At 73.9% G+C, this 20997-nt stretch carries 24 protein-coding genes; 18 read left to right on the forward strand and 6 right to left on the reverse strand.

Features of this window, described 5'->3' with window-relative positions; all coding sequences use genetic code 11:
* Positions 1–27: 27 nt before the first annotated feature.
* The gene (locus tag AC5L3Z_RS28285) at positions 28–669 is read left to right on the forward strand and encodes an MOSC domain-containing protein (RefSeq protein WP_494846300.1); all 642 of its coding nucleotides are present in this window, start codon (positions 28–30) and stop codon (positions 667–669) included.
* A gap of 53 nt (positions 670–722) precedes the next feature.
* Here AC5L3Z_RS28285 and AC5L3Z_RS28290 read toward each other — a convergent pair whose 3' ends face one another.
* Positions 723–1586 (reverse strand): hypothetical protein, encoded by an 864-nt coding sequence (locus tag AC5L3Z_RS28290; protein WP_494846302.1) that lies wholly within the window; start codon positions 1584–1586, stop codon positions 723–725.
* Positions 1587–1707: 121 nt separating this feature from the next.
* Positions 1708–2511, reverse strand: coding sequence for an enoyl-CoA hydratase-related protein (locus AC5L3Z_RS28295; RefSeq protein ID WP_494846303.1), 804 nt, complete (start codon positions 2509–2511; stop codon positions 1708–1710).
* Between the two features lie 19 nt (positions 2512–2530).
* Here AC5L3Z_RS28295 and hemW point away from each other — a divergent pair, with 19 nt between their 5' ends.
* A complete protein-coding gene (gene hemW / locus AC5L3Z_RS28300) occupies positions 2531–3754 on the forward strand; it encodes a radical SAM family heme chaperone HemW (protein ID WP_494846320.1) in 1224 nt (407 codons plus the stop codon).
* Between the two features lie 63 nt (positions 3755–3817).
* On the opposite strand, the gene AC5L3Z_RS28305 is transcribed toward hemW, so the two are convergent.
* On the reverse strand, positions 3818–4426 hold the full coding sequence (locus tag AC5L3Z_RS28305) for a DUF4870 domain-containing protein (RefSeq protein WP_334527996.1): 609 nt from the start codon (positions 4424–4426) through the stop codon (positions 3818–3820).
* A 235-nt stretch (positions 4427–4661) separates the two neighbouring features.
* On the opposite strand from AC5L3Z_RS28305, the gene hrcA reads away from it, so the two are divergent.
* From hrcA to AC5L3Z_RS28320, 3 genes are all read left to right on the forward strand, one after another.
* Positions 4662–5684, forward strand: coding sequence for a heat-inducible transcriptional repressor HrcA (gene hrcA, locus AC5L3Z_RS28310; protein WP_334527999.1), 1023 nt, complete (start codon positions 4662–4664; stop codon positions 5682–5684).
* 76 nt (positions 5685–5760) lie between these two features.
* Positions 5761–6906, forward strand: coding sequence for a molecular chaperone DnaJ (dnaJ, locus tag AC5L3Z_RS28315; protein WP_334528043.1), 1146 nt, complete (start codon positions 5761–5763; stop codon positions 6904–6906).
* 1 nt (position 6907) lies between these two features.
* Positions 6908–7642: a 16S rRNA (uracil(1498)-N(3))-methyltransferase gene (locus AC5L3Z_RS28320; RefSeq protein WP_494846304.1), complete on the forward strand. Its 735-nt coding sequence runs from the start codon at positions 6908–6910 to the stop codon at positions 7640–7642.
* A 22-nt stretch (positions 7643–7664) separates the two neighbouring features.
* Here AC5L3Z_RS28320 and ppk2 read toward each other — a convergent pair whose 3' ends face one another.
* The gene (gene ppk2, locus AC5L3Z_RS28325; protein ID WP_334528004.1) at positions 7665–8576 is read right to left on the reverse strand and encodes a polyphosphate kinase 2; all 912 of its coding nucleotides are present in this window, start codon (positions 8574–8576) and stop codon (positions 7665–7667) included.
* A gap of 60 nt (positions 8577–8636) precedes the next feature.
* On the reverse strand, positions 8637–9398 hold the full coding sequence (locus tag AC5L3Z_RS28330) for an SDR family NAD(P)-dependent oxidoreductase (protein WP_494846306.1): 762 nt from the start codon (positions 9396–9398) through the stop codon (positions 8637–8639).
* A 92-nt stretch (positions 9399–9490) separates the two neighbouring features.
* Here AC5L3Z_RS28330 and AC5L3Z_RS28335 point away from each other — a divergent pair, with 92 nt between their 5' ends.
* From AC5L3Z_RS28335 to AC5L3Z_RS28370, 8 genes are all read left to right on the forward strand, one after another.
* Complete coding sequence (locus tag AC5L3Z_RS28335) at positions 9491–9844, forward strand: histidine triad nucleotide-binding protein (protein ID WP_494846307.1); 354 nt, start codon at positions 9491–9493, stop codon at positions 9842–9844.
* A complete protein-coding gene (locus tag AC5L3Z_RS28340; protein WP_494846308.1) occupies positions 9841–11214 on the forward strand; it encodes a serine hydrolase domain-containing protein in 1374 nt (457 codons plus the stop codon). The genes AC5L3Z_RS28335 and AC5L3Z_RS28340 overlap by 4 nt, the downstream gene beginning before the upstream one ends.
* Before the next feature lie 194 nt (positions 11215–11408).
* Positions 11409–12467, forward strand: coding sequence for a PhoH family protein (locus AC5L3Z_RS28345; RefSeq protein ID WP_334528015.1), 1059 nt, complete (start codon positions 11409–11411; stop codon positions 12465–12467).
* A gap of 15 nt (positions 12468–12482) precedes the next feature.
* On the forward strand, positions 12483–12956 hold the full coding sequence (gene ybeY, locus AC5L3Z_RS28350) for an rRNA maturation RNase YbeY (RefSeq protein ID WP_334528018.1): 474 nt from the start codon (positions 12483–12485) through the stop codon (positions 12954–12956).
* Positions 12932–14323 (forward strand): hemolysin family protein, encoded by a 1392-nt coding sequence (locus AC5L3Z_RS28355; RefSeq protein ID WP_494846321.1) that lies wholly within the window; start codon positions 12932–12934, stop codon positions 14321–14323. The genes ybeY and AC5L3Z_RS28355 overlap by 25 nt, the downstream gene beginning before the upstream one ends.
* Entirely contained in the window at positions 14316–14702 is a 387-nt protein-coding gene (locus AC5L3Z_RS28360) for a cytidine deaminase-like protein (RefSeq protein WP_494846310.1), read from the forward strand. The genes AC5L3Z_RS28355 and AC5L3Z_RS28360 overlap by 8 nt, the downstream gene beginning before the upstream one ends.
* 2 nt (positions 14703–14704) lie before the next feature.
* The gene (era, locus tag AC5L3Z_RS28365) at positions 14705–15601 is read left to right on the forward strand and encodes a GTPase Era (RefSeq protein ID WP_494846323.1); all 897 of its coding nucleotides are present in this window, start codon (positions 14705–14707) and stop codon (positions 15599–15601) included.
* A 146-nt stretch (positions 15602–15747) separates the two neighbouring features.
* Entirely contained in the window at positions 15748–16884 is a 1137-nt protein-coding gene (locus AC5L3Z_RS28370; RefSeq protein WP_494846311.1) for an acyltransferase family protein, read from the forward strand.
* Here AC5L3Z_RS28370 and AC5L3Z_RS28375 read toward each other — a convergent pair.
* Complete coding sequence (locus AC5L3Z_RS28375; RefSeq protein WP_494846313.1) at positions 16865–17641, reverse strand: DUF4097 family beta strand repeat-containing protein; 777 nt, start codon at positions 17639–17641, stop codon at positions 16865–16867. The genes AC5L3Z_RS28370 and AC5L3Z_RS28375 overlap by 20 nt on opposite strands.
* Before the next feature lie 102 nt (positions 17642–17743).
* On the opposite strand from AC5L3Z_RS28375, the gene recO reads away from it, so the two are divergent.
* From recO to AC5L3Z_RS28400, 5 genes are all read left to right on the forward strand, one after another.
* The gene (gene recO / locus AC5L3Z_RS28380) at positions 17744–18619 is read left to right on the forward strand and encodes a DNA repair protein RecO (RefSeq protein WP_494846314.1); all 876 of its coding nucleotides are present in this window, start codon (positions 17744–17746) and stop codon (positions 18617–18619) included.
* A gap of 8 nt (positions 18620–18627) precedes the next feature.
* Entirely contained in the window at positions 18628–19440 is an 813-nt protein-coding gene (locus AC5L3Z_RS28385; protein WP_334528048.1) for an isoprenyl transferase, read from the forward strand.
* Positions 19441–19498: 58 nt separating this feature from the next.
* A complete protein-coding gene (locus tag AC5L3Z_RS28390; protein WP_334528036.1) occupies positions 19499–19684 on the forward strand; it encodes a hypothetical protein in 186 nt (61 codons plus the stop codon).
* A gap of 202 nt (positions 19685–19886) precedes the next feature.
* Complete coding sequence (locus AC5L3Z_RS28395; RefSeq protein WP_494846316.1) at positions 19887–20108, forward strand: thioredoxin reductase; 222 nt, start codon at positions 19887–19889, stop codon at positions 20106–20108.
* Entirely contained in the window at positions 20105–20872 is a 768-nt protein-coding gene (locus AC5L3Z_RS28400) for a pirin family protein (protein WP_334528054.1), read from the forward strand. Before AC5L3Z_RS28395 ends, AC5L3Z_RS28400 begins: the two co-directional genes overlap by 4 nt.
* The last annotated feature ends 125 nt before the right edge of the window (positions 20873–20997 follow it).

Consider the following 20997-nt stretch of genomic DNA (forward strand, 5'->3'; position numbering starts at 1 on the left):
CCCTGCGCGGCGACTAGGCTGACCGCCATGACGGGCAGGGTGGCGGCGGTGAACCTCGGCGTGGTGACCGAGGCGGAGTGGGCGGGCGACGCGAGCGGCCGCAGCGGCATCGACAAGCGGCCGGTCGACGGCCCGGTGCTGCTGCGCGTGGACGGTGTCGCCGGGGACTTCATCGGCGAGCGCGCCCACCACGGCGGTCCCGACCAGGCGGTCTACGCCTACGCCGAGGAGGACGCCCAGTGGTGGGCCGACGAGCTGGGCCGGGGCATCCGGCCCGGCGGCTTCGGCGAGAACCTGACCACCTGGGCGGTGGACGTGACCGGCGCGGTGATCGGCGAGCAGTGGGCGGTCGGTTCCGCGGTGCTCCAGGTGACCAAGCCCCGTACCCCGTGCACCACCTTCGCCGGCTTCTGGGGGGTGCCCGACCTGATCAAGCGGTTCACCGCCCGGGCGGCCCCGGGGGCGTACCTGCGGGTGCTGCGGGAGGGCGAGGTCGGCGCGGGTGACCCGGTCGAGGTGCTGGACCGCCCGGCGCACGGGGTGACCATCGGTGAGGTGTTCCGGGCGACGAGCCTCGAACCGGAGCTGCTGCCCCGGCTCCTGGACGTGCCGGAGCTGCCCGAGCCCCTCCTCGACAAGGTCCGCCGCCGGCTCGCCGGCTCCCGCTGAGCCGGCTCGCCAGCGCCCGCCCGGGCGGGCGCTGGCGGATCCCGGTCGGGCGGTCAGCCCTCGGCGAAGACCTCCGCGAGCACCTGCGCGTCGGCGGGCCGGCCGTCGGAGACCTTGGCCCAGGTGCCCTCGTCGGCGGTCCACTCCAGGTTGCCGAAGCGGACCCGCTTCACCCCGTGGTCGGGGGCGTGCGACACCAGCCAGTGCGCGTACCGCCAGCCGTCGCGGCGATCGGGGGCGGGCACGGTCAGACCGGTCAGCTCGGCCACCGAGCCGGTGCCCTGAAGGCCCCAGTCCAGGGTCAGTCCGCGGGTCAGGGCGGCGGCGGCCGCCGCGCCCCGCATCACCGGCGTCCGGCCGACCGTGCAGGCCACCGCCCCGGTCGCCTCGCCGAGCAGGGCGCGGGTCAGCACCTCCGACTCGTCGGCCCACTTCTGGTACGCGGTGGGGAAGGCGGAGCGCTGCACCGCCTGGGCGGCGTCGGTGACCCGCATCTGCTCCCAGCCGCGCACCTTCTTGAGCGCGGCGTAGAACCGGTTGGCCGCGTACCGCTGGTCGCGGATCTCCGCCGGCGTGCCCCAACCCTGGCTGGGGCGCTGCTGGAAGAGCCCGACCGAGTCCCGGTCACCGCCGGCGAGGTTGCGCAGCCCGGACTCCTGGTACGCGGTGGCCAGCGCCACCACCACCGCCCGCTCGGGCATCCGCCGCTGGATGCCGATCGCCGCGATGGTCGCCGCGTTGGCCATCTGGTCGGCGTCGAGCAGGACCCGGCCGTCGGCCTGGACGGTGCAGCTGCGGCCGGCGGTGGGGAGGCGGAGCTGTCCGCCGAGTTGACGGGCGACGACCCAGATCCCGAGAACGGCGATGACCGCGACCACAACACCCGCTGCCACAATTGCCCGAGTTCGCACCGGCACCTCCTGTTTCAGGGTTCCCCAGCGTACGTCTCCGAAAAGGCGAGTCGGGTCGGCCGACCGGTTCGCGTTCTCGGGATGATACGAACAAATCAGCGCCAACCGCCGCGTTGCGGTGAGACTCCTAGCCCTCGGCCGGGCCACCGTCGGCAGCGGGCACCCATCGCGCCGGCCTCTTTTCCCGGAAGGCGAGGACCCCCTCGCGGCCCTCCTCGGAGAGGAAGTAGCCGGTGGAGAGCGCCGACAGCTCGGCGATCTCCGCGTGCAGGTCGTCGGCGGGCGGTCGGCGCAGCAGCTCCTTCGCGCCGGCGAGCGCCCGCGGCGCCCCCCGTACCAGCGAGGCGCAGTAGCGCTCCACCGCCGCGTCCAGCCCGTCCGCCGGCACCGCCGCGGTCACCAGGCCGACCTCGGCGGCCCGCCGGCCGTCGAAGGTGTCGCCGGTCAGGTAGAGCTCGGCGGCGGCCCGGGGGTGCAGCCGGGGCAGCACGGTGGCCGAGATGACCGCCGGGATGACGCCGATGCGGACCTCGGTGAAGGCGAAGGTGGCCTCCTCGGCGCAGACCGCCAGGTCCGCCGCCGCGATCAGTCCCAGCCCACCGGCCCGGGCCGGCCCGCCGACCTTCGCCAGCACCGGCTTCGGGCACTCCCGGACCGCCACCAGCACGTCGCCGAGCATCCCCGCCGGCACGGTGCCGCTGGCGTACGCCGCCGCGGTCTCCTTCAGGTCCGCGCCGGAGCAGAAGACCGGGCCGGTGTGGTCCAGCACGATCGCCCGGACGGCGTCGTCGGCGACCGCCGCGGCGATCCCGGCCAGCAGCTCGGTCATCAGGGCGGTGGAGAGCGCGTTGCGGTTGTGCGGGCTGTCCAGGGTGAGCGTGGTCACCCCACGGGCCGTGGAGACCCGCACGAGGCGGTCGGGAGAGGTCATGCCGGGCACACTAGTGGCCATGCCCGGCCTCCTTCCAGAAGGCGAATCCGTCCCCGTCGACGGGTCGCTGCCCGCCGCCGCCCTGAGCGCGGTCGGCGCGCGCGGTTTCGGGGTGTACGTCCACGTGCCGTTCTGCGCCAGCCGCTGCGGCTACTGCGACTTCAACACCTACACCGCCGCCGAGCTGGGCGGGGGCGCCGACCGGGAGTCGTACGCCGACACCGTGCTGGCCGAGCTGGCGCTCGCCGCCCGGGTGCTCGGCGACACCCCGCCGCGCCGGGTCGACACCGTCTTCGTCGGCGGCGGCACGCCGACCCTGCTCCCCGCCGACGACCTGGCCCGGATCCTGGACGGCATCGACCGGACCTGGGGGCTGGCCGCCGACGCCGAGGTGACCACCGAGGCCAACCCCGAGTCGGTCACCCCGGCGTCGCTGAGGACGCTGCGGGCGGCCGGCTACACCCGGATCTCGCTGGGCATGCAGTCCGCCGCGCCGGGGGTGCTGGCGATCCTCGACCGCCGGCACAGCGCCGGCCGGGCCACCGCCGCCGCGCTGGAGGCGCGCGACGCCGGCTTCGACCACGTGAACCTCGATCTGATCTACGGCACGCCGGGGGAGAGCGCCGAGGACTTCGCCGCCTCCCTCGACCAGGTGATCGCCGCCGGGGTGGACCACGTCAGCGCGTACGCCCTGATCGTGGAGGACGGCACCCGGCTGGCCGCCCGGATGCGCCGCGGCGAGCTGCCGTACCCCTCCGACGACGTGGCGGCGGACCGCTACCTGGCCGCCGAGGCCGCCCTCGGCGCGGCCGGTTTCTCCTGGTACGAGGTGTCGAACTGGGCCCGCTCCGAGGCGGCCCGGTGCCGGCACAACCTGCTCTACTGGACCGGCGCGGACTGGTGGGGCCTCGGCCCGGGGGCGCACAGCCACGTCGGCGGGGTGCGCTGGTGGAACGTCAAGCACCCCTCGGCGTACGCGAAGAGGCTGGCCGCCGGGGAGTCACCGGGCCTGGCCCGGGAGCTGCTGACCGCGGACGAGGCGCACATGGAGGACGTCATGCTGCGGCTGCGGCTGGACTCCGGGCTGCCGCTGGCGGCGCTGGACGACGCGGGCCGGGCGGGCGCCGGGCGGGCGCTCGCCGACGGGCTGCTCGCCCCGGCCGAGTACGCGGCGGGGCGAGCCGTGCTCACCCTGCGCGGGCGGCTGCTGGCCGACGCGGTGGTCCGCGACCTGCTGCCCTGAGCGGGTGGCGGCGCGGCGGTTCGACCGCCGGAGCGGCCGGCCGGCCCGAAGGCCGGCCGGTGCTCACTTGATCATGCTGATGCTCATCGGGTAGCGGTAGAGCTGCCCCTCGTTGGCCTTGACGCCGGCGAGGATGCCGAAGATCACGCCCAGGACGACCGCGGCGCCGACCGCGAGGAACCCGACCAGGATGCAGCTCAGGATCCACCCGACCAGGCCGATGATCGACCAGAGCAGCTGGAAGTTGAGCGCCGCCACGGCGTGCTGACGCACCGTCGGCGACTGGCTGCCCCGGGCCAGCATGGCGACCAGCGGGGGGAGCCAGCCCAGCACCCCGCCGCTGACGAACATCGCCACGGCGCCGCCGAAGTGCGCGATCAGCGCCCAGGTCTTGTCCTCGTTGCTGGCCCAGCCGCCGCTCGGGGCGCCGTACGCGCCGCCGGTCGGGTAGCCGGCGCCGGGCGCGGAGTAGCCGCCCGGCGGGGGGTAGCCGCCCGACGGCGGCTGGCCACCGGGGGGTGGCGGATAACCGCCGGGCGGGGGATAGCCGCCCGCCCCCGGTGCCCCGGACAGTGGTGCGGTGGGCGGCTCGTACGACGAGCCGTAGGGTGCGGTGGGGTCCGGCCGGTCGCCGGGGTCCCCCGCGCCGGGAGGGCGAGGTGGTTCAGTCATGAACGTCACGGTAGGGGCTGCCGGCAAGGGGGCACCAGAGCGCCACTGGCCGGGAATGTCCGGCTGTCCGGCCCGGGCGGGCGCGGGCGCGCGGGGGACCGCCCGGATGGTCCGTCGCTGATCATCGCGTCGGCGGGGGCGCCGACGTAGACTGGCACTCGCTACAGTCGAGTGCCAGAGCGCTCGCCCGGGCGTCCCAGACACCCCGGGCCATGGTGCGTCAGGAGGTGGGGAGATGGGTCTCGACGACCGCAAGTTGGCCGTGCTGCGCGCGATCGTCGAGGACTACGTCGCCACGCAGGAGCCCGTGGGCAGCAAGGCGCTGGTCGAGCGGCACCAGCTCGGGGTCTCCCCGGCGACGGTCCGCAACGACATGGCCGTGCTGGAGGAGGAGGGCTACATCCGGCAGCCGCACACCAGTGCCGGCCGGGTGCCCACCGACCGCGGCTACCGGCTCTTCGTGGACCGCCTCTCCCGGGTCAAGCCGCTCAGCCCGGCCGAGCGCCGGGCGATCGAGCGCTTCCTGGTCGGCGCGGTCGACCTGGACGACGTGGTGCACCGCACCGTCCGGCTGCTGGCGCAGCTCACCCGGCAGGTCGCCGTCGTGCAGTACCCGTCGCTGGCCCGCTCCTCGGTGCGCCACCTGGAACTGGTGCCGATCTCCACCACCCGGCTGATGCTGGTGATGATCGCCGACACCGGCCGGGTCGAGCAGCGGCTCGTGGAGCTGCCCGCGCCGGTCCCGGCCGAGGACGTCACCGACCTGCGCCGGCTGGTCAACGAGAAGCTGGTCGGCAGTCGGCTGTCGGACACCCCGCCGCTGGTCCAGGCCCTCGTCGACGAGTCGGCGCCGCACCTGCGCGGGGCCATGACGACCCTCTCCACCGTGCTGCTCGAGACGCTGGTCGAGCGGCACGAGGAGCGCATCGCCCTGGCCGGCACCGCCAACCTCACCCGGGGCGGCCTGCTCGACTTCCAGGGCTCGCTGCGGCCCATCCTCGAGGCGCTCGAGGAGGAGGTCGTGCTGCTCAAGCTCATCGGCGAGACCGAGCCGAGCACGACCCGGGTGCTGATCGGCGACGAGAACGAGGTCGACAACCTCCGCGCCGCCTCCGTGGTCAGCACCGGGTACGGCCCGGGCGCGACCATCGTCGGCGGCCTCGGCGTGCTGGGGCCCACCCGGATGGACTACCCCGGCACCATTGCCACGGTGAGGGCCGTGGCACGCTACGTGGGCGAGCTGCTGGCCCAGAACTGACCCAAGGCAGGGGCCGGTGGCCGGCTCCGGCCGACGACCGGCGCAACGCGAGACGAACATGAGGACATCGAACGCAGTGGCCAGGGACTACTACGGCATTCTCGGCGTGAGCCGGGAGGCCTCCGACGACGAGATCAAGCGCGCCTACCGCAAGCTGGCGCGGCAGTTCCACCCGGACGTCAATCCGGACCCGGAGGCACAGGAGAAGTTCAAGGACATCAACGCCGCGTACGAGGTCCTCTCGGACGACCGGAAACGGCAGATCGTCGACCTGGGCGGTGACCCGCTCGCTCCGGGCGGCGGCGGTGCCGGCGGTCCGGGCGGTCCGGGCGGAACCGGTCCGTTCGTCGGCTTCCAGGACATCATGGACGCGTTCTTCGGCGGCGCCGGCGGTGGGGCCCGGGGCCCGCGCCCGCGGACCCGGCCGGGCGCGGACGCGATCCTGCGGCTGGAGCTGGACCTGCACGAGACCGCGTTCGGCGTCGAGGCGCCGATCACCGTCGACACCGCCGTGCTCTGCACCACCTGCTCGGGCGCGGGCACCGCGGCCGGCACCCACCTGGCCACCTGCGAGGCGTGCGGCGGTCGGGGCGAGGTCCAGTCGGTGCAGCGCACCTTCCTCGGTCAGGTGGTCTCCGCCCGCCCGTGCACGGTCTGCCAGGGCTACGGCACGACCATCCCGCACCCCTGCCCGACCTGCGCCGGCGACGGCCGGGTGCGCACCCGCCGCTCGCTGACCGTCAAGATCCCCGCCGGGGTCGAGGACGGCATGCGGATCCGGCTGGCCCAGCAGGGCGAGGTCGGTCCGGGCGGTGGCACCGCCGGCGACCTCTACGTGGAGATCCACGAGCGGCCGCACGACGTCTACTCGCGCAAGGGCGACGACCTGCACTGCCGGGTCACCGTGCCGATGACCGCCGCCGCGCTCGGCACCCGGCTGACCATCAAGACGCTGGACAGCGAGGAGACGGTCGACGTCAAGGCCGGCACCCAGCCGGGCAGCACGCTGCGGCTGCGCGCCCGGGGCGTGCCGCACCTGCGCGGTACCGGCCGGGGCGACCTCTACGTCCACCTGGACGTGCGGACCCCGACCAAGCTCGACGCCGACCAGGAGAAGATGCTCCGCGACTTCGCCAAGACCCGGGGCGAGGAGGTCGCCGAGCTGACCAAGCAGGGCGGCTTCTTCTCCCGGATGCGCGACGCCTTCAACGGGCACGCCTGAGGTGTCCGCGCCGCTGTTCCTGGTCGAGGCGCTGCCCACCGGTGACTCGCTGGTCCTCGACGGCCCGGAGGGGCACCACGCGGCCACCGTGCAACGGCTGCGCGTCGGCGAGGAGCTGCTGCTCGCCGACGGTCGGGGCGGCACGGCGAGCGCGGTGGTCACCGCCGTCGGCCGGGGCACCCTCGACCTGGCGATCGGCTCCCGGGGGTACGTCGACGCGGACGTCCCCCGGCTGGTCGTGGTGCAGGGCATCGCCAAGGGGGACCGGGGCGAGCTGGCCGTGCAGGCGATGACCGAGGTCGGGGTGGACGAGATCGTGCCGTGGGCGGCGTCCCGTTCGGTGACGCAGTGGCGCGGCGACCGGGGCGTACGGGCCCGGGAGAAGTGGGTGGCGACCGCCCGGGAGGCGGCCAAGCAGGCCCGCCGGGCGTGGCTGCCGGTGGTGGCCGGCGCCCCGGACGAGTCCACCGTCACCGTGGCGCGGCGGATCGCCGGGGCCCGCGCCGCGTTCGTGCTGCACGAGGAGGCGCAGGAGCGGCTGACCAGCGTCGAGCTGCCGGAGTCCGGGGAGATCGTCCTCGTGGTCGGCCCCGAGGGCGGCATCGCCCCGGCCGAGCTGACCGCCTTCACCGATGCCGGCGCCACCCCGGTCCGCCTCGGCCCCACCGTGCTGCGCACCTCCACCGCCGGCGTCGCCGCCCTGACCGTCCTGGCCACCCGCCTCTCCCGCTGGTGACCCGCACCGCCACCGGGCGGGGTCAGGGGCGGGGGAAGACGGGGACGGGGTCCTCCTCGGGGGTCAGGTCCAGGCCGGCCGGGCCGACGATCAGGGGGTCCGGTGTTCCGACCACCCGGGGGTCCTTGTCGGTGTAGTCGAAGCGGTTGAGCACGTGCCGCATCGCCTCCAGCCGGGCCCGCTTCTTGTCGTTGCTCTTCACCACCGTCCACGGCGCGTCGGCGGTGTCGGTCCAGAAGAACATCGCCTCCTTGGCCTCGGTGTACTGGTCCCAGCGGTCCAGCGCGGCGAGGTCCATCGGCGAGAGCTTCCACTGCCGGACCGGGTCGACCTGGCGGACGGCGAAGCGGGTGCGCTGCTCGTTGCGGGACACCGAGAACCAGAACTTGACCAGCCGGATGCCGGAGCGGACCAGCATCCGTTCCAGCTCGGGGGCCTGCCGCAGGAACTCCAGATACTCCTTGCGGCTGCAGAAGCCCATCACCCGCTCCACCCCGGCCCGGTTGTACCAGGACCGGTCGAGCAGCACGATCTCCCCGGCCGCCGGCAGGTGCGCCAGCCAGCGCTGGAAGTACCACTGGGTGGATTCCCGCTCGTTCGGTTTGGTCAGGGCGACCACCTTGGCGCCGCGCGGATTCAGGTGCTCCATGAAGCGCTTGATGGTGCCGCCCTTGCCGGCCGCGTCCCGCCCCTCGAAGACGACCACCAGTCGCTCGCCGGACTCCTTGATCCACTCTTGGAGCTTCAGCAGCTCGATCTGGAGCAGCCGCTTGTGGTGGTCGTACTCCTCGCGCGGCATCCGCTCGTCGTACGGGTAGTCCTCGCGCCAGGTGTCGACCGGGCTGCCGTCCGGCCGGAGCAGCACCGGGTCGTCGTCGTGATCGTCCTCGACCCGGTAGTCGGCGGTGAGGTCCAGCAGCGTGGTCTCGGTCATGCCGGAGACCTTTACCCCGTGGGCCCGTTCTACCACCTCCGGTGGCCCGGGTTCCCCTCGTCAGGTCCGCAGGTAGGAGGCGCCGTTGAGGTCGACCACCGTGCCGGAGGCCCACTGCGCGGCGGGGGAGGCGAGCCAGTGCACCGCGGCGGCGATCTCCTCGGGCCGGGCCACCCGGCCGAACGGGCTCTGCGCCCGGATCGCCGCGCCCCGCTCGCCGTCGAGGTGCGCGGCGGTCATCTCGGTCTCGACGAACCCGGGGGCCACGGTGGCCACCGCGATGCCGTACGGCGCGAGGGCGACGGCCAGGGACTGGCCCAGCGCGTTCAACCCCGCCTTGCTCGCCCCGTACGCCGGCTGCTCCGGCTCGCCCCGGAAGGCGCCCCGGGAGGAGACGTTGACGATCCGGCCGCCCCGGTCCCGCATGTGCTGCGCGGCGCACCAGGTGACGTTCCCGGCGCCGGTCAGGTTGGTCTCCAGCACCTGCCGCCACTGCCGCTGCCACTGCTCGTAGGAGGCCCCGAAGACCGGGTGCGGGGCGTCCCGCTCGCCGTAGACGCCGGCGTTGTTGACCAGCACGTCCAGGCCGTCGAGCCGGTCGGCCGCCCGGTCCACCATGGCGCGTACCGCGGCCGGGTCGGTCAGGTCGGCGCGGACCACCACGTGCCCGTCGCCGGGCAGTTCGGCGCGGACCGCCTCGGCCGCCTCCGCCGAGTCCCGGTGGTGGATCGCCACCCGGTCCCCGCCCGCCGCGAACACCCGCGCCACCGCGCGGCCGATGCCGCGCGAGGCCCCCGTCACCAGTACCGCCCGACCCGCCATGCCGGCCATCCTGCCGGAGCCGGCGCGCGTGTTCGACAGTGGCCTTTCCCCACCGGGCGCCCCCACCGGGGTGGCTTCCTTAGACTGCCCCGATGGAGTGCCTCTTCTGCCGCATCGTCGCCGGGGAGATCCCGGCGACCATCGTCCGGGAAACCGACACCACCCTCGCCTTCCGCGACATCGGCCCGAAGGCGCCGGTGCACGTCCTGGTGATCCCCAAGGAGCACTACGCCGACGTGGCCACGCTCGCCCAGGGCGACCCGGCGCTCGCCGGTGAGGTGCTGGCCACGGCCGCCGCGGTGGCCGAGGACGAGGGGCTGCTCGGCGACGGCTTCCGGCTGATGTTCAACACCGGGACGTACGGCGGCCAGGAGGTCTTCCACGTCCACGCACACCTGCTCGGCGGCGCGCCCCTCGGCCCGATGCTGGCCCGGGACCTCGGGTGACCGCTGCGCAGGACCGGCTGGCCCGGATGGTGCGGCGGGTCCAGGCGCAGGCCCGGGTGCCGGCCCTCGCCGTCGCCCTGCACCGGGCCGACCGGCCGCTGTGGAGCTGCGTGGTCGGCGGCACCGGCACCGACACCGCGCTGGGGGAGCGGACCCGGTTCCGGATCGGCTCGGTCACCAAGACCTTCACCGCCACTTTGGTGATGCAGTGCCGCGACGACGGCCTGCTCGACCTGGACGACCCGATCGGCCGCCACCTGGAGCTGCCCGCCCACGGCGAGCTGACCGTGCGCCGGCTGCTGTCGCACACCGCCGGACTGCAACGGGAACCGCACGGTGACGTCTGGGACACCCTGCGCGCCCCGGACGTCGACGAGCTGGTCGCCGACCTGGCCCGGGCGGAGCGGGTGCTGCCCACCGGTCGTCGCTACCACTACTCCAACCTCGGCATGGCGCTGCTCGGCCGGCTCGTCGCCGAGCTGCGCGGCGGCAGCTGGGCGGAGGTGCTCACCGAGCGGGTGCTCGACCCGTTGGGGCTGGCCGACACCGCCGTCGCCCCCGGGCCGGACGCCGCGACCGGATTCCTGGTCGACGCGTACTCAGACGAGGCGCACCCGGAGCCGCCGACCGACTTCGGCGCGGTCGGCCCGGCGGCCCAGCTCTGGAGCACCGCCACCGACATGGCCCGGTGGGCGGCGTTCCTGGCCGACCCGGTCGCGCTCGACCCGACCGGCGTGGTGCTCGCCCCGACCACACTGGACGAGATGCGCTGGCCGCTGACCAGCACCGACGAGACCGTCTGGGCGGCCGGCTTCGGGCTGGGCCTGATCCTGGTGCCGTACCCGGACCGGGTGGTGCACGTCGGGCACGACGGCGCCATGCCGGGCTTCCTCGCCTCCGTCTACGGCCGGCGGGGCGGCGACGGCACGGCCGGGGCGATGGGCTGCGCGGTGCTCGGCTCGTCCGGCACCGCGGCGGAGATCTTCGACCTGCCGCACCGGCTGCTCGCCGCCGCCGCCGAGCACGACCCGGCCGACATCACGCCCTGGCGTCCCGGCGAGCCGGCGCCCGGGCCGCTGCGCGGGATGCTCGGCCGCTGGTGGGGCGAGGGTTTCGAGTACGTCTTCTCCTGGCACGACGGGGCGCTGCGGGCCCGGGGCGCCGACGACCCGGCGGGGAAGCCCCCGGCGGTCTTCGCGCCGCTGCCCGACTCCCCGGACGTGTTCCGCACCGTCTCCGGCCGGGAGGTCGGCGAGCTGCTCCGGCTGACCCGGGACGCCGACGGCGCCGTGGTGCGGATGCACTGGGCCACCTACCGGTTCACCCGGCGCCAGGAGACCTTCGACCGGTACGACTTCCGCGCCGGCTGAGCGTTCCGAGAGGTTCGGGCCGTGGCGTCCCGTCCGCGCCCGCCCCCGCGTTCGGGGGCGGGCGCGGGTCGCTGAAATGGACGCGGTGCCGTCGGTGTCGAACGGATACGATGGGTGTAACGTCCGCACGCCGCGCCAGCAGGGCCGGCGCCGAGATCGGAAGCAGGTGGCTGAGGGCCCGACGGGCCCGACCTATGACCGGCACCCCACCTCCCGGCCCGCCCCGCGTGCAGACCAGGATCACGGTTCCCGACGCCAAGATCATGGTGAATCTGCTCGGCGCGGGCGACGAGATCCTGCGACTCGTCGAACGCTCGGTCAACAGCGACGTGCACGTGCGCGGCAACGAGATCACCATCACCGGCGCGCCCGCGGACAACGCTCTCGCCGAGCGCGTCTTCAGCGAACTGCTCGAACTGATCGAGAAAGGCGAGACCCTGACCACTGACGCTGTCCGGCGTACCGTCGGCATGCTCGAGCAGGGCGGCGCGGAGCGGCCCGCCGAGGTCCTCACCCTCAACATCCTCAGCCGGCGCGGGCGCACCATCCGTCCCAAGACGCTCGGGCAGAAGCGCTACGTCGACGCGATCGACACGCACACCATCGTCTTCGGCATCGGCCCCGCCGGTACCGGCAAGACCTACCTGGCCATGGCGAAGGCCGTCCAGGCGCTCCAGGCCAAGCAGGTCAACCGGATCATCCTCACCCGGCCGGCGGTCGAGGCGGGGGAACGGCTGGGCTTCCTGCCCGGCACCCTCAACGAGAAGATCGACCCGTACCTGCGTCCGCTCTACGACGCGCTGCACGACATGCTCGACCCGGAGTCCATCCCGAAGCTGATGGCCGCCGGCACGATCGAGGTGGCGCCGCTGGCGTACATGCGGGGGCGTACCTTGAACGACGCGTTCATCATCCTGGACGAGGCGCAGAACACCACGCCCGAACAGATGAAGATGTTCCTCACCCGCCTCGGCTTCAGCTCGAAGATCGTGGTGACCGGTGACGTCACCCAGGTGGACCTGCCGGGCGGCACGACCAGCGGCCTGCGGGTGGTCCGGGACATCCTGGAGAACGTCGAGGACGTGCACTTCGCCCAGCTCTCCAGCTCGGACGTGGTCCGGCACAAGCTGGTCGGGGAGATCGTCGACGCGTACGCCCGCTGGGACGCCGAGCGGGAGAACCAGCAGGCGCAGAGCGTGCACGCCGTACCGGGGCGGACCGCCCAGGGCGGCCGGGCCGGCCGGCGCCGCTAGACCAGAGGAAGACAGTTGTCCATCGAGATCGCCAACGAGTCCGGTGTCGAGGTAGACACCGACGCCGTGCTCGCCGTGGCCCGGCACGCCCTCGACGAGATGGGGGTCAACCCCCTCGCCGAGCTCTCCGTGCTGCTGGTCGACATCGACTACATGACGGAGCTGAACCACCGCTGGATGGGTGGGGACGGTCCGACCGACGTGCTCGCCTTCCCCATGGACGAGGGCAGCGTCGACCACGGCCCGGGGGAGAGCGCCCCGGCCGGCGGCGAGCCCGCGCTGCTCGGTGACATCGTGCTCTGCCCGGAGGTGGCGGCCAAGCAGGCGGCGGCCGCCGGCCACTCCGCCGCCGACGAGCTGCACCTGCTCACCGTGCACGGCGTGCTGCACCTGCTCGGGTACGACCACGCCGAGCCGGAGGAGGAGCGCGAGATGTTCGGGCTCCAGGCCCGACTGCTGGCCAGCTGGCGGTCGACCCGGTCCCGGTGATGACCACCCAGGCGGCTGCCGCCGCCGGCCTTCCCGACGTCCAGCTGATCTTCTTCGCGGCGGGGCTGGTGGTGCTCGCCGGCCTCATCGCGATGACCGAGGCGGCGCTCGCCGCCATCTCCCCCGCCCGGGCCGCCGAACTGGCCCGGGACGGGGTGCGCGGCGCCCGTACCCTCCAGGTCGTCGCCGGTGACGTGGTCCGCCACCTCAACCTGCTGCTCCTGCTCCGGCTGCTGGCCGAGCTGACCGCCACCACCCTGGTGGCCCTGGTCGCGGTGGACACCTTCGGCGCCGGCTGGCGCGCCGCGCTGATCACCGCCGGGGCGATGACGGTGGTCAGCTTCGTCGTGGTCGGTGTCGCGCCGCGCACCATCGGCCGGCAGCACGCGTACGCGGTGGGCCGGGCGGTGGCCCCGCTGGTGCGGTGGCTCGGCCGGGCGCTCAACCCGCTCGCCTCGCTGCTGATCCTGATCGGCAACGCGGTCACCCCGGGACGCGGTTTCCGGGAGGGGCCGTTCGCCAGCCAGGTCGAGCTGCGGGAGCTGGTCGACCTGGCCGAGCAGCGCGGCGTGGTGGAGCACGGCGAGCGCCAGATGATCCACTCGGTCTTCGCCCTCGGCGACACCATCGCCCGCGAGGTGATGGTGCCGCGTACCGAGATGGTGTGGATAGAGGAGGGCAAGACGCTCGCCCAGGCGCTGACGCTCTTCCTGCGCTCGGGTTTCTCCCGCATCCCGGTGATCGGCGAGAGCGTCGACGACGTGCTCGGCGTGCTCTACCTCAAGGACCTGATCCGGCGTACCCGCGGTGGGGATCCGCGCGACCACCAGCTCCCGGTCGCCGAGCTGATGCGCCCGGCGACCTTCGTGCCCGAGTCCAAGCCGGTCGACGACCTGCTCTCGGAGATGCAGGCCGCCCGCAACCACCTGGTCATCGTCGTCGACGAGTACGGCGGCACCGGCGGCCTGGTCACCATCGAGGACATCCTGGAGGAGATCGTCGGTGAGATCACCGACGAGTACGATGTCGAACGCCCGCCGGTCGAGCACCTGACGGACGGCTCCGTGCGGGTCACCGCCCGGCTTCCGGTGGAGAACCTGGGCGAGCTGTTCGACACCGACCTCCCCACCGACGAGGTGGAGACGGTCGGTGGCCTGCTGGCCCAGTCCCTGGGCCGGGTGCCGATCCCCGGCGCCCACGCCGAGGTGGCCGGGCTGCGACTGCTCGCCGAGGGCACCACCGGCCGGCGCAACCGGATAGACACCGTGCTGGTCAGCCGGGTGGAGTCGACCGACGCGCCGGACGGGGCCGCCGAGCCCCGTGACAACCAGACCCGAACAGAGGAGAGGCAACCCGCCGATGCCTGAGACATCCGCCGTGCCGGCCGCCCGGCCCACCCCGTCCGACCCGGCCGAGCTGAGCGCCGAGGACGGCAAGCTGGTCGTCCTGGCCCGGGGCGCCCGCGCCCGGGTGGCGGCCGTGGAGGGCGCGGCGGTCCGCGACCAGGACGGCCGGACGTACGCCGCGGCGAGTGTCTCGCTGCCCTCGCTGACCATCACCGCGCTCCAGCTCGCGGTCGCCTCCGCCGTGGCGGCGGGCGCGAGCCGGCTGGAGGCGGCCGTGGTGGTCACCGAGGCGTCGACGCTGGACGGCGCGGGGCACGCGGCGGTCCGCGACCTCGCCGCCGACGCGCCGATCCACGTGGCCGCGCCGGACGGCACCGTCCTCGGCACGGTGGTGGAGTGAGCGTGTCGGATGTGGCGCAGCGTCCCTACCGGGCGGGATTCGCCTGTTTCGTCGGGCGGCCCAACGCGGGCAAGTCGACGCTGACCAACGCGATCATCGGGCAGAAGATCGCGATCACCTCGAACAAGCCGCAGACCACCCGGCACGTCATCCGGGCGGTGCTCCACCGCCCCGACTCGCAGCTGGTCCTGGTCGACACCCCCGGCCTGCACCGTCCCCGCACCCTGCTCGGCGAGCGCCTCAACGACCTGGTCCGCGCCACCTGGAGCGAGGTGGACGTGATCGGCCTCTGCATCCCGGCCGACGAGCCGGTCGGGCGCGGTGACCGGTTCATCAGCGGCGAGCTGGCCGAGCTGAAGGCGACCGTGCTCGCCGTGGTGACCAAGACCGACCTGGTCGACAAGAAGCGGCTGGCCGAGCAGTTGCTCGCCGTCAGCGAGCTGGGCGAGTTCGCCGCCGTGGTGCCGGTCAGCGCGGTCTCCGGGCACCAGGTGGACACCCTGGTCGACGTGATGACCGGCTACCTGCCGCCGTCGCCGCAGCTCTACCCGGACGACATGCTCACCGACGACCCGGAGCAGGTGATGGTCGCCGAGCTGATCCGCGAGGCGGCCCTGGAGGGGGTCCGGGACGAGCTGCCGCACTCCATCGCCGTGGTGGTGGAGGAGATGCTCCCCGAGGGCCAGATCATCAAGATCTACGCCGACCTGTACGTCGAGCGGCCCAGCCAGAAGGCGATCGTGCTCGGTCACCGGGCCAGCCGGCTCAAGGACGTCGGCACCCGGGCGCGGCAGCAGATCGAGGAGCTCCTCGGCAGCCGGGTCTACCTGGACCTGCACGTACGGGTGGCGAAGGACTGGCAGCGGGACCCGAAGCAGCTGCGCAAGCTCGGCTTCTGAGACCGGGGGACCGGCGCCCGCCCGGGCGCCGGTCCCGCCCGGCTATGGGAAGTTTCACGCCGGTGCGGGGCCGTCGGCGGTTTCACCGCGTCGGGTCGGAGGGTAGGGAGCGTCTGCCTCCCTGCCCCTGACACAGATGCTGCCTGATGCGTAACCGATACCTCGACCTGCTCCGCTTCCTGGCCATCGTCCGGGTGGTGGTCTACCACGTCACCGGATCCGCCGCGCTGACGCTGGTCTTCCCGGCCATGTCGATCATGTTCGCCCTCGCCGGGTCGCTGATGGCGGCCTCCCTCGACCGGGCCGGGACGTCGGCGGTGCCGCGTCGCCTGCGCCGCCTGCTGCCCTCCCTGTGGGTGGTGGCGGCGATCTTCGTACCGGCCATGCTGCTGACCGGGCTGGCGCCGACAGCCAAGGTGCTGCTCTGGCTCTTCCCGGTCGCCGACCCACCGGCCAACCACTGGGGGGCGCTGGCGCTGAGCCCGATCTGGTACCTGCGGGACTACCTGTGGTTCGTGCTGGTCTCGCCGGTGGCGCTCTGGTTGTTCCGGCGCGCCCCGCTGCCCACCCTGGTGGCCCCGTACGCGCTGCTCGCCGCGATCGAGGTCGGCCTGCTGCCGACCGCCGGCACCGTGCCGCGCCATTTCGGCCTCTACCTCGGCGCCTGGCTGCTGGGCTTCGCCCACCACGACGGCCTGCTGCGCCGGCTCGCCAACCGGACACTCGTCCCGGCGGCGCTGCTGCTCGGCGGGGCCGGGCTGGGCTGGATCCTCACCCACCCCGGGCCGCGCGGGTACGACCTGAACGACATCCCCCTCGGCAACGCGCTCTGGTCGGCGGCGGTCATCCTCGTGGTGATCGGCCGGGCCCCGGCGACCGCCGCCTGGGTGGACCGCAACGCGCTCTTCGGCCGCCTGGTGACCGTGGTCAACCGGCGGGCGCTCACCGTCTACCTCTGGCACATGCCCTTCGTGGTGGCGCTCACCCCGCTCGTCGGACTGGTCGGCTGGTCCCCGCGGGACCCGGTCGGCCTGGCGGTCCGGGTGGTGCTGGTCTTCGCCCTGGCCGGCGTGGTGACCCTGCTGGTCGGTTGGGTGGAGGACGTGGCCGCCCGCCGCCGGCCCGAACTGGTCCCCGGCGAACGCCGCCCGGCCACCCCCCGGCCGGACAGCGTCCCGGTCAGCCCCGCCCCCGCCGGGCTGACCGTCCGGGCCGCCGCCGTCGTCCCCGCGCGGCGCTCGCCGGAGACCACCACGGTGGAGATCAGCGCTGGGCCACGGTGACGTTCCCGCTGCCCGTGCTCACGTCCAGCAGCAGCGGGGCGCCCGGGTCGTCCAGGACGCCGATCTGCGTCTCGCCCGAGCCGGCGCTGGAGCGCACCCGGTAGCGACCGGCGGGCACCGACAGCTCGACGTCGCCGCTGGCGGCGCGCGCCCGCGCCGAGGCCGGCCTGTCGAGCTCGACCGTGACGTTGCCGGAGCTGGTCTCGGCGGAGACCTGACCCCCGAGCCGGAGCGCGGTGATGTCGCCGGACGAGGCGCGCAGGTCCACCGGGCCGGGCACGTCCGCCACCTCCATGTTGCCGGAGCCGGTCTCGGCGCGTACCGGGCCGGTGGCGTCGGCGATCCGCAGGTTGCCCGCGCCGAGGGTGAGGTCGACGCTGCCGACCCGGCTCAGCTCGACGTCACCGGAGCCGGTCTCGCCCCGCACCCGGACCCCCGCCGGGGCGGTCACCTCGTACGACACCGAGCACCGGTCGCCGCAGTCGGTGTCCAGGACCAGCTCGTCGCCCTTGACCTGGTACGTGGTGTCGGGCTGGCCGCCCTGGTAGCGCAGCACCCGCTTGATCCGTACCTCCGCGGCGGGGCCGGTGGCCCGCACCACCACGTCCCCCGCACCGGGCCGTACCGTGATCGTGCCGATCTTCACGGCCTCGGTGGTGTCGAAGTCGAGCCGTCGGAAGGAGAGGGTGTCGCACCCGGCGGCGAGGATGAGGGCGGCGGCCGCGCCGAACGCGACCGCGGTGCGGGGGAGAGCCATGGTCAGCACGCTACGACCGGGCGGCCCGGCCGCACATCCGGGACGCGACGCCGGTCCACCCCGAACCGACCCTGATTTCCCACCCCGAGGGAGAATGGCCCGATGGCCGGGTACCGCCGACAGCTCTACCGCGACGACGCGGTGGTCCTGCGTGTGCAGAAGCTGGGGGAGTCCGACCGGATCATCACCCTGCTGACCCGCCGGCACGGCCGGCTGCGCGCGGTGGCCCGGGGCATCCGGCGCACCACCAGCAAGTTCGGCGCCCGGCTGGAGCCGTTCGGCCACGTCGACCTCCAGCTCGCCGGCGACCCGAAGGGCAACCAGGGCAGCTCGCTGCACACCGTCAGCCAGGTCGAGGGGATCGACCTGTACGGCAAGCGGTTCCTCGGCGACTACCCGCGCTACACCGCGGCCAGCGCGATCGCCGAGACCGCCGAACGGCTCACCCCCGTCGAGCGGGAGCCCTCGCTGCGCCTGTTCCAGCTCACCCTCGGGGCGCTCAAGGCCCTCTCGCGGGGCGAGCACGCCACCACGCTGGTGCTCGACGCGTACCTGCTGCGGGGGATGGCCCTGGCCGGGTGGGCACCGGCGCTGACCGCCTGCGCGGTCTGCGGCACCCCCGGGCGGCACCGGGCGTTCTCCGTACCGGCCGGGGGCGCGGTCTGCCCGGACTGCCGGCCGCCCGGCGCGGCCCATCCCGCGCCGGCCACCATTGACCTGATGTCCGCGCTGACCACCGGCGACTGGCAGGTCGCCGACGGCAGCGAGACCGGCGTACGCCGGGAGTGCAGCGGCCTGGTCGCGGCGCACCTGCAGTGGCACCTGGAGCGCGCGCTACGCTCGCTGCCGCTGGTCGACCGGGGTGCCCCGGTCTCCGGCGCGGGCCCGGCACCGGGCGGTGGCGCGGCCGATGCGGCCCCGCCGCCGCGCGCCGCGGGGGCCGGTGTGGACGGCGTGAGCAGGGAGATGACCGAGTGATCCGATCGATGAGGGCCGGCCGCCGCGAGCCGGTGCCCCCGACACCGCACCCGTCCGGGGCCCGACCGCCGGCGCTGCCCGCCGAGGCGCTGCCGAAGCACATCGCGGTGGTGATGGACGGCAACGGCCGGTGGGCCAAGGAGCGCGGCCTGCCCCGCACCAAGGGTCACGAGCAGGGAGAGCACAGCCTCTTCGACACCATCGAGGGCGCGATCGAGCTGGGCGTGCCCTACCTGTCGGCGTACGCGTTCTCCACCGAGAACTGGCGGCGCTCGCCCGACGAGGTCCGGTTCCTGATGGGCTTCAACCGCGACGTCATCCGCCGCCGCCGCGACCAGCTGGTCGACCTGGGGGTGCGGGTGGTCTGGTCGGGGCGGGCCGGCCGGCTCTGGAAGAGCGTCATCTCCGAGTTGCAGACCGCCGAGGAGATGTCCCGGGGCAACTCGACGCTGACCCTCCAGTTCTGCGTCAACTACGGCGGGCAGGCGGAGATCGCGGACGCCGCCGCCGCGATCGCCCGGGACGTGGCGGCCGGGCGGCTCGACCCGGCCAAGGTCAACGAGAAGACCGTGGCGAAGTACCTCTACCACCCGGAGATCCCGGAGGTGGACCTCTTCCTCCGCCCGTCCGGCGAGGAGCGGATCTCCAACTTCCTGCTGTGGCAGACCGCGTACGCCGAGCTGGTCTTCCTCGACACCCTCTGGCCGGACTTCGACCGGCGGCACCTCTGGTACGCCTGTGAGCTGTACGCGCAGCGGGACCGCCGCTTCGGCGGCGCCCTGCCGAACCCGGTCGCGCCGCCGGTGCCCGGTCACGCTTAGCCGCCCCGTGCCGTGGGTACCACCACCGGTAGCAGCTCAGACGCGGAGGTGAACCCACATGATTCAGAAGCGCATCGCTCAGTGGGCGGTCATGGCGGTCGCCGTGCCGCTCGCGGCGGCCGGCGCGCGACGGCTCAGCCACACGCTGGAAGCCCGTCGTGGCCCGACCGGCGTGAGCCGACTGCTCGCCAAGGGCGCCGACATGTTGCGCCCGCAGCAGGCCAAGCGTCGCCGCTTCTGGTGACGCCCCCGACGACGCCGCCGCCGTTGCGCGGCGGCGTCGTCGTCTCCGCCCACCGGTGGGCGGCCGAGCGCGTGGCGTACCGACCCGGCGAGGGGTGAGGGCCGCTCACCACAACTGCGTGAACCCGGAAGGCGGCCGGGCGTTTGCGCCTAGGATCGGGGCGGGGCGCGCCGTGGGGGATGCGCCCGGCGCGGGGGTGGGGATGCGGGATCTTCGGTACAAGATGATCATGGCGTTGAACGCGGCGGACCTGGGCAGCCCGATCTGCGAGCAGGTGGCGCACATCTGCGCGGAGATCGCCGAGCAGCACTGCGCCGAGTTCGGGCACACCCCGACGGTCCGCTCCGGCGAGATCGCCGAGCTCTCCACCGGGGAGCCCGCGCTGACCTGGGCGCCCAACGACACCGGGCAGCGTGCCTGGTGACCGCCGTCGAGCCGATGCCGGCGGTGGACGTACGCCGGGCCGGCGACCGCTTCAAGACCCGGCTGTCCTGGCTGGACTCCAAGCACTCATTCTCGTTCTCCCGGCACTACGACCCGGCCAACGTCCACCACGGGCTGCTGCTGGTCAACAACGACGACGTGGTCCACCCCGGCACCGGCTTCGAGACCCACCCGCACCAGGACATGGAGATCGTGACCTGGGTGCTGCGCGGCTCCCTGGTGCACCAGGACTCCACCGGCCACTCCGGCGTGATCTACCCTGGGCTGGCCCAGCGGATGAGCGCCGGCACCGGCATCCTGCACTCGGAGAAGAACGACTCGTGGCGGCTGGACGGCCGCGACCCGCACACCGATCCCGTCCACTTCGTGCAGATGTGGGTGCTGCCCGACACCGAGGGCGTCGACCCCGGGTACGAGCAGCTGGAGATCGGCGACGAGCTGCTGCGTGGCGGTCTGGTCCCGGTCGCCTCCGGCATGGACCGGTACGACGGCGCGTCGGCGATCCGGATCCGCAACCGGTACGCCACCCTGCACGCCGCCCGACTCGCTCCCGGCGAGGAGGTGACCCTGCCCGACGCGCCCTTCGTGCACCTCTACGTGCCCACCGGCGCGGTCACCCTGGAGGAGGCGGGCCGGCTCGACGAGGGTGACGCCGCCCGGCTCACCCTGACCGGCGGCCGGCGGGTCACCGCCGCCGAGCCGGCGGAGATCCTGGTCTGGGAGATGCACGCCACCATCGCCTGACCACCCCACCCGCCCGCGGGGTTTGCGGCGAGTCGCGGTGTCCAGGCGGGGCGGTTTCAGGTGGCTGTTGCAACGAGGTACTTGTGGAGTGCTTGGGCGGGATTCTGCCAGTTGAGGGTTTGGCG

The sequence above is a fragment of the Micromonospora sp. LZ37 genome, assembly GCF_059359015.1.

What these genes read in the sequence shown, in the direction of transcription:
- AC5L3Z_RS28285 (WP_494846300.1), top strand. Translation starts at nt 28, where the DNA reads ATGACGGGCAGGGTGGCGGCGGTGAACCTCGGCGTGGTGACCGAGGCG.
- AC5L3Z_RS28295 (WP_494846303.1), bottom strand. Translation starts at nt 2,511, where the DNA reads ATGACCTCTCCCGACCGCCTCGTGCGGGTCTCCACGGCCCGTGGGGTG.
- hemW (WP_494846320.1), top strand. Translation starts at nt 2,531, where the DNA reads ATGCCCGGCCTCCTTCCAGAAGGCGAATCCGTCCCCGTCGACGGGTCG.
- AC5L3Z_RS28305 (WP_334527996.1), bottom strand. Translation starts at nt 4,426, where the DNA reads ATGACTGAACCACCTCGCCCTCCCGGCGCGGGGGACCCCGGCGACCGG.
- hrcA (WP_334527999.1), top strand. Translation starts at nt 4,662, where the DNA reads ATGGGTCTCGACGACCGCAAGTTGGCCGTGCTGCGCGCGATCGTCGAG.
- ppk2 (WP_334528004.1), bottom strand. Translation starts at nt 8,576, where the DNA reads ATGACCGAGACCACGCTGCTGGACCTCACCGCCGACTACCGGGTCGAG.
- AC5L3Z_RS28330 (WP_494846306.1), bottom strand. Translation starts at nt 9,398, where the DNA reads ATGGCGGGTCGGGCGGTACTGGTGACGGGGGCCTCGCGCGGCATCGGC.
- AC5L3Z_RS28335 (WP_494846307.1), top strand. Translation starts at nt 9,491, where the DNA reads ATGGAGTGCCTCTTCTGCCGCATCGTCGCCGGGGAGATCCCGGCGACC.
- AC5L3Z_RS28345 (WP_334528015.1), top strand. Translation starts at nt 11,409, where the DNA reads ATGACCGGCACCCCACCTCCCGGCCCGCCCCGCGTGCAGACCAGGATC.
- AC5L3Z_RS28360 (WP_494846310.1), top strand. Translation starts at nt 14,316, where the DNA reads ATGCCTGAGACATCCGCCGTGCCGGCCGCCCGGCCCACCCCGTCCGAC.
- AC5L3Z_RS28370 (WP_494846311.1), top strand. Translation starts at nt 15,748, where the DNA reads ATGCGTAACCGATACCTCGACCTGCTCCGCTTCCTGGCCATCGTCCGG.
- AC5L3Z_RS28375 (WP_494846313.1), bottom strand. Translation starts at nt 17,641, where the DNA reads ATGGCTCTCCCCCGCACCGCGGTCGCGTTCGGCGCGGCCGCCGCCCTC.
- recO (WP_494846314.1), top strand. Translation starts at nt 17,744, where the DNA reads ATGGCCGGGTACCGCCGACAGCTCTACCGCGACGACGCGGTGGTCCTG.
- AC5L3Z_RS28385 (WP_334528048.1), top strand. Translation starts at nt 18,628, where the DNA reads ATGAGGGCCGGCCGCCGCGAGCCGGTGCCCCCGACACCGCACCCGTCC.
- AC5L3Z_RS28390 (WP_334528036.1), top strand. Translation starts at nt 19,499, where the DNA reads ATGATTCAGAAGCGCATCGCTCAGTGGGCGGTCATGGCGGTCGCCGTG.
- AC5L3Z_RS28395 (WP_494846316.1), top strand. Translation starts at nt 19,887, where the DNA reads ATGCGGGATCTTCGGTACAAGATGATCATGGCGTTGAACGCGGCGGAC.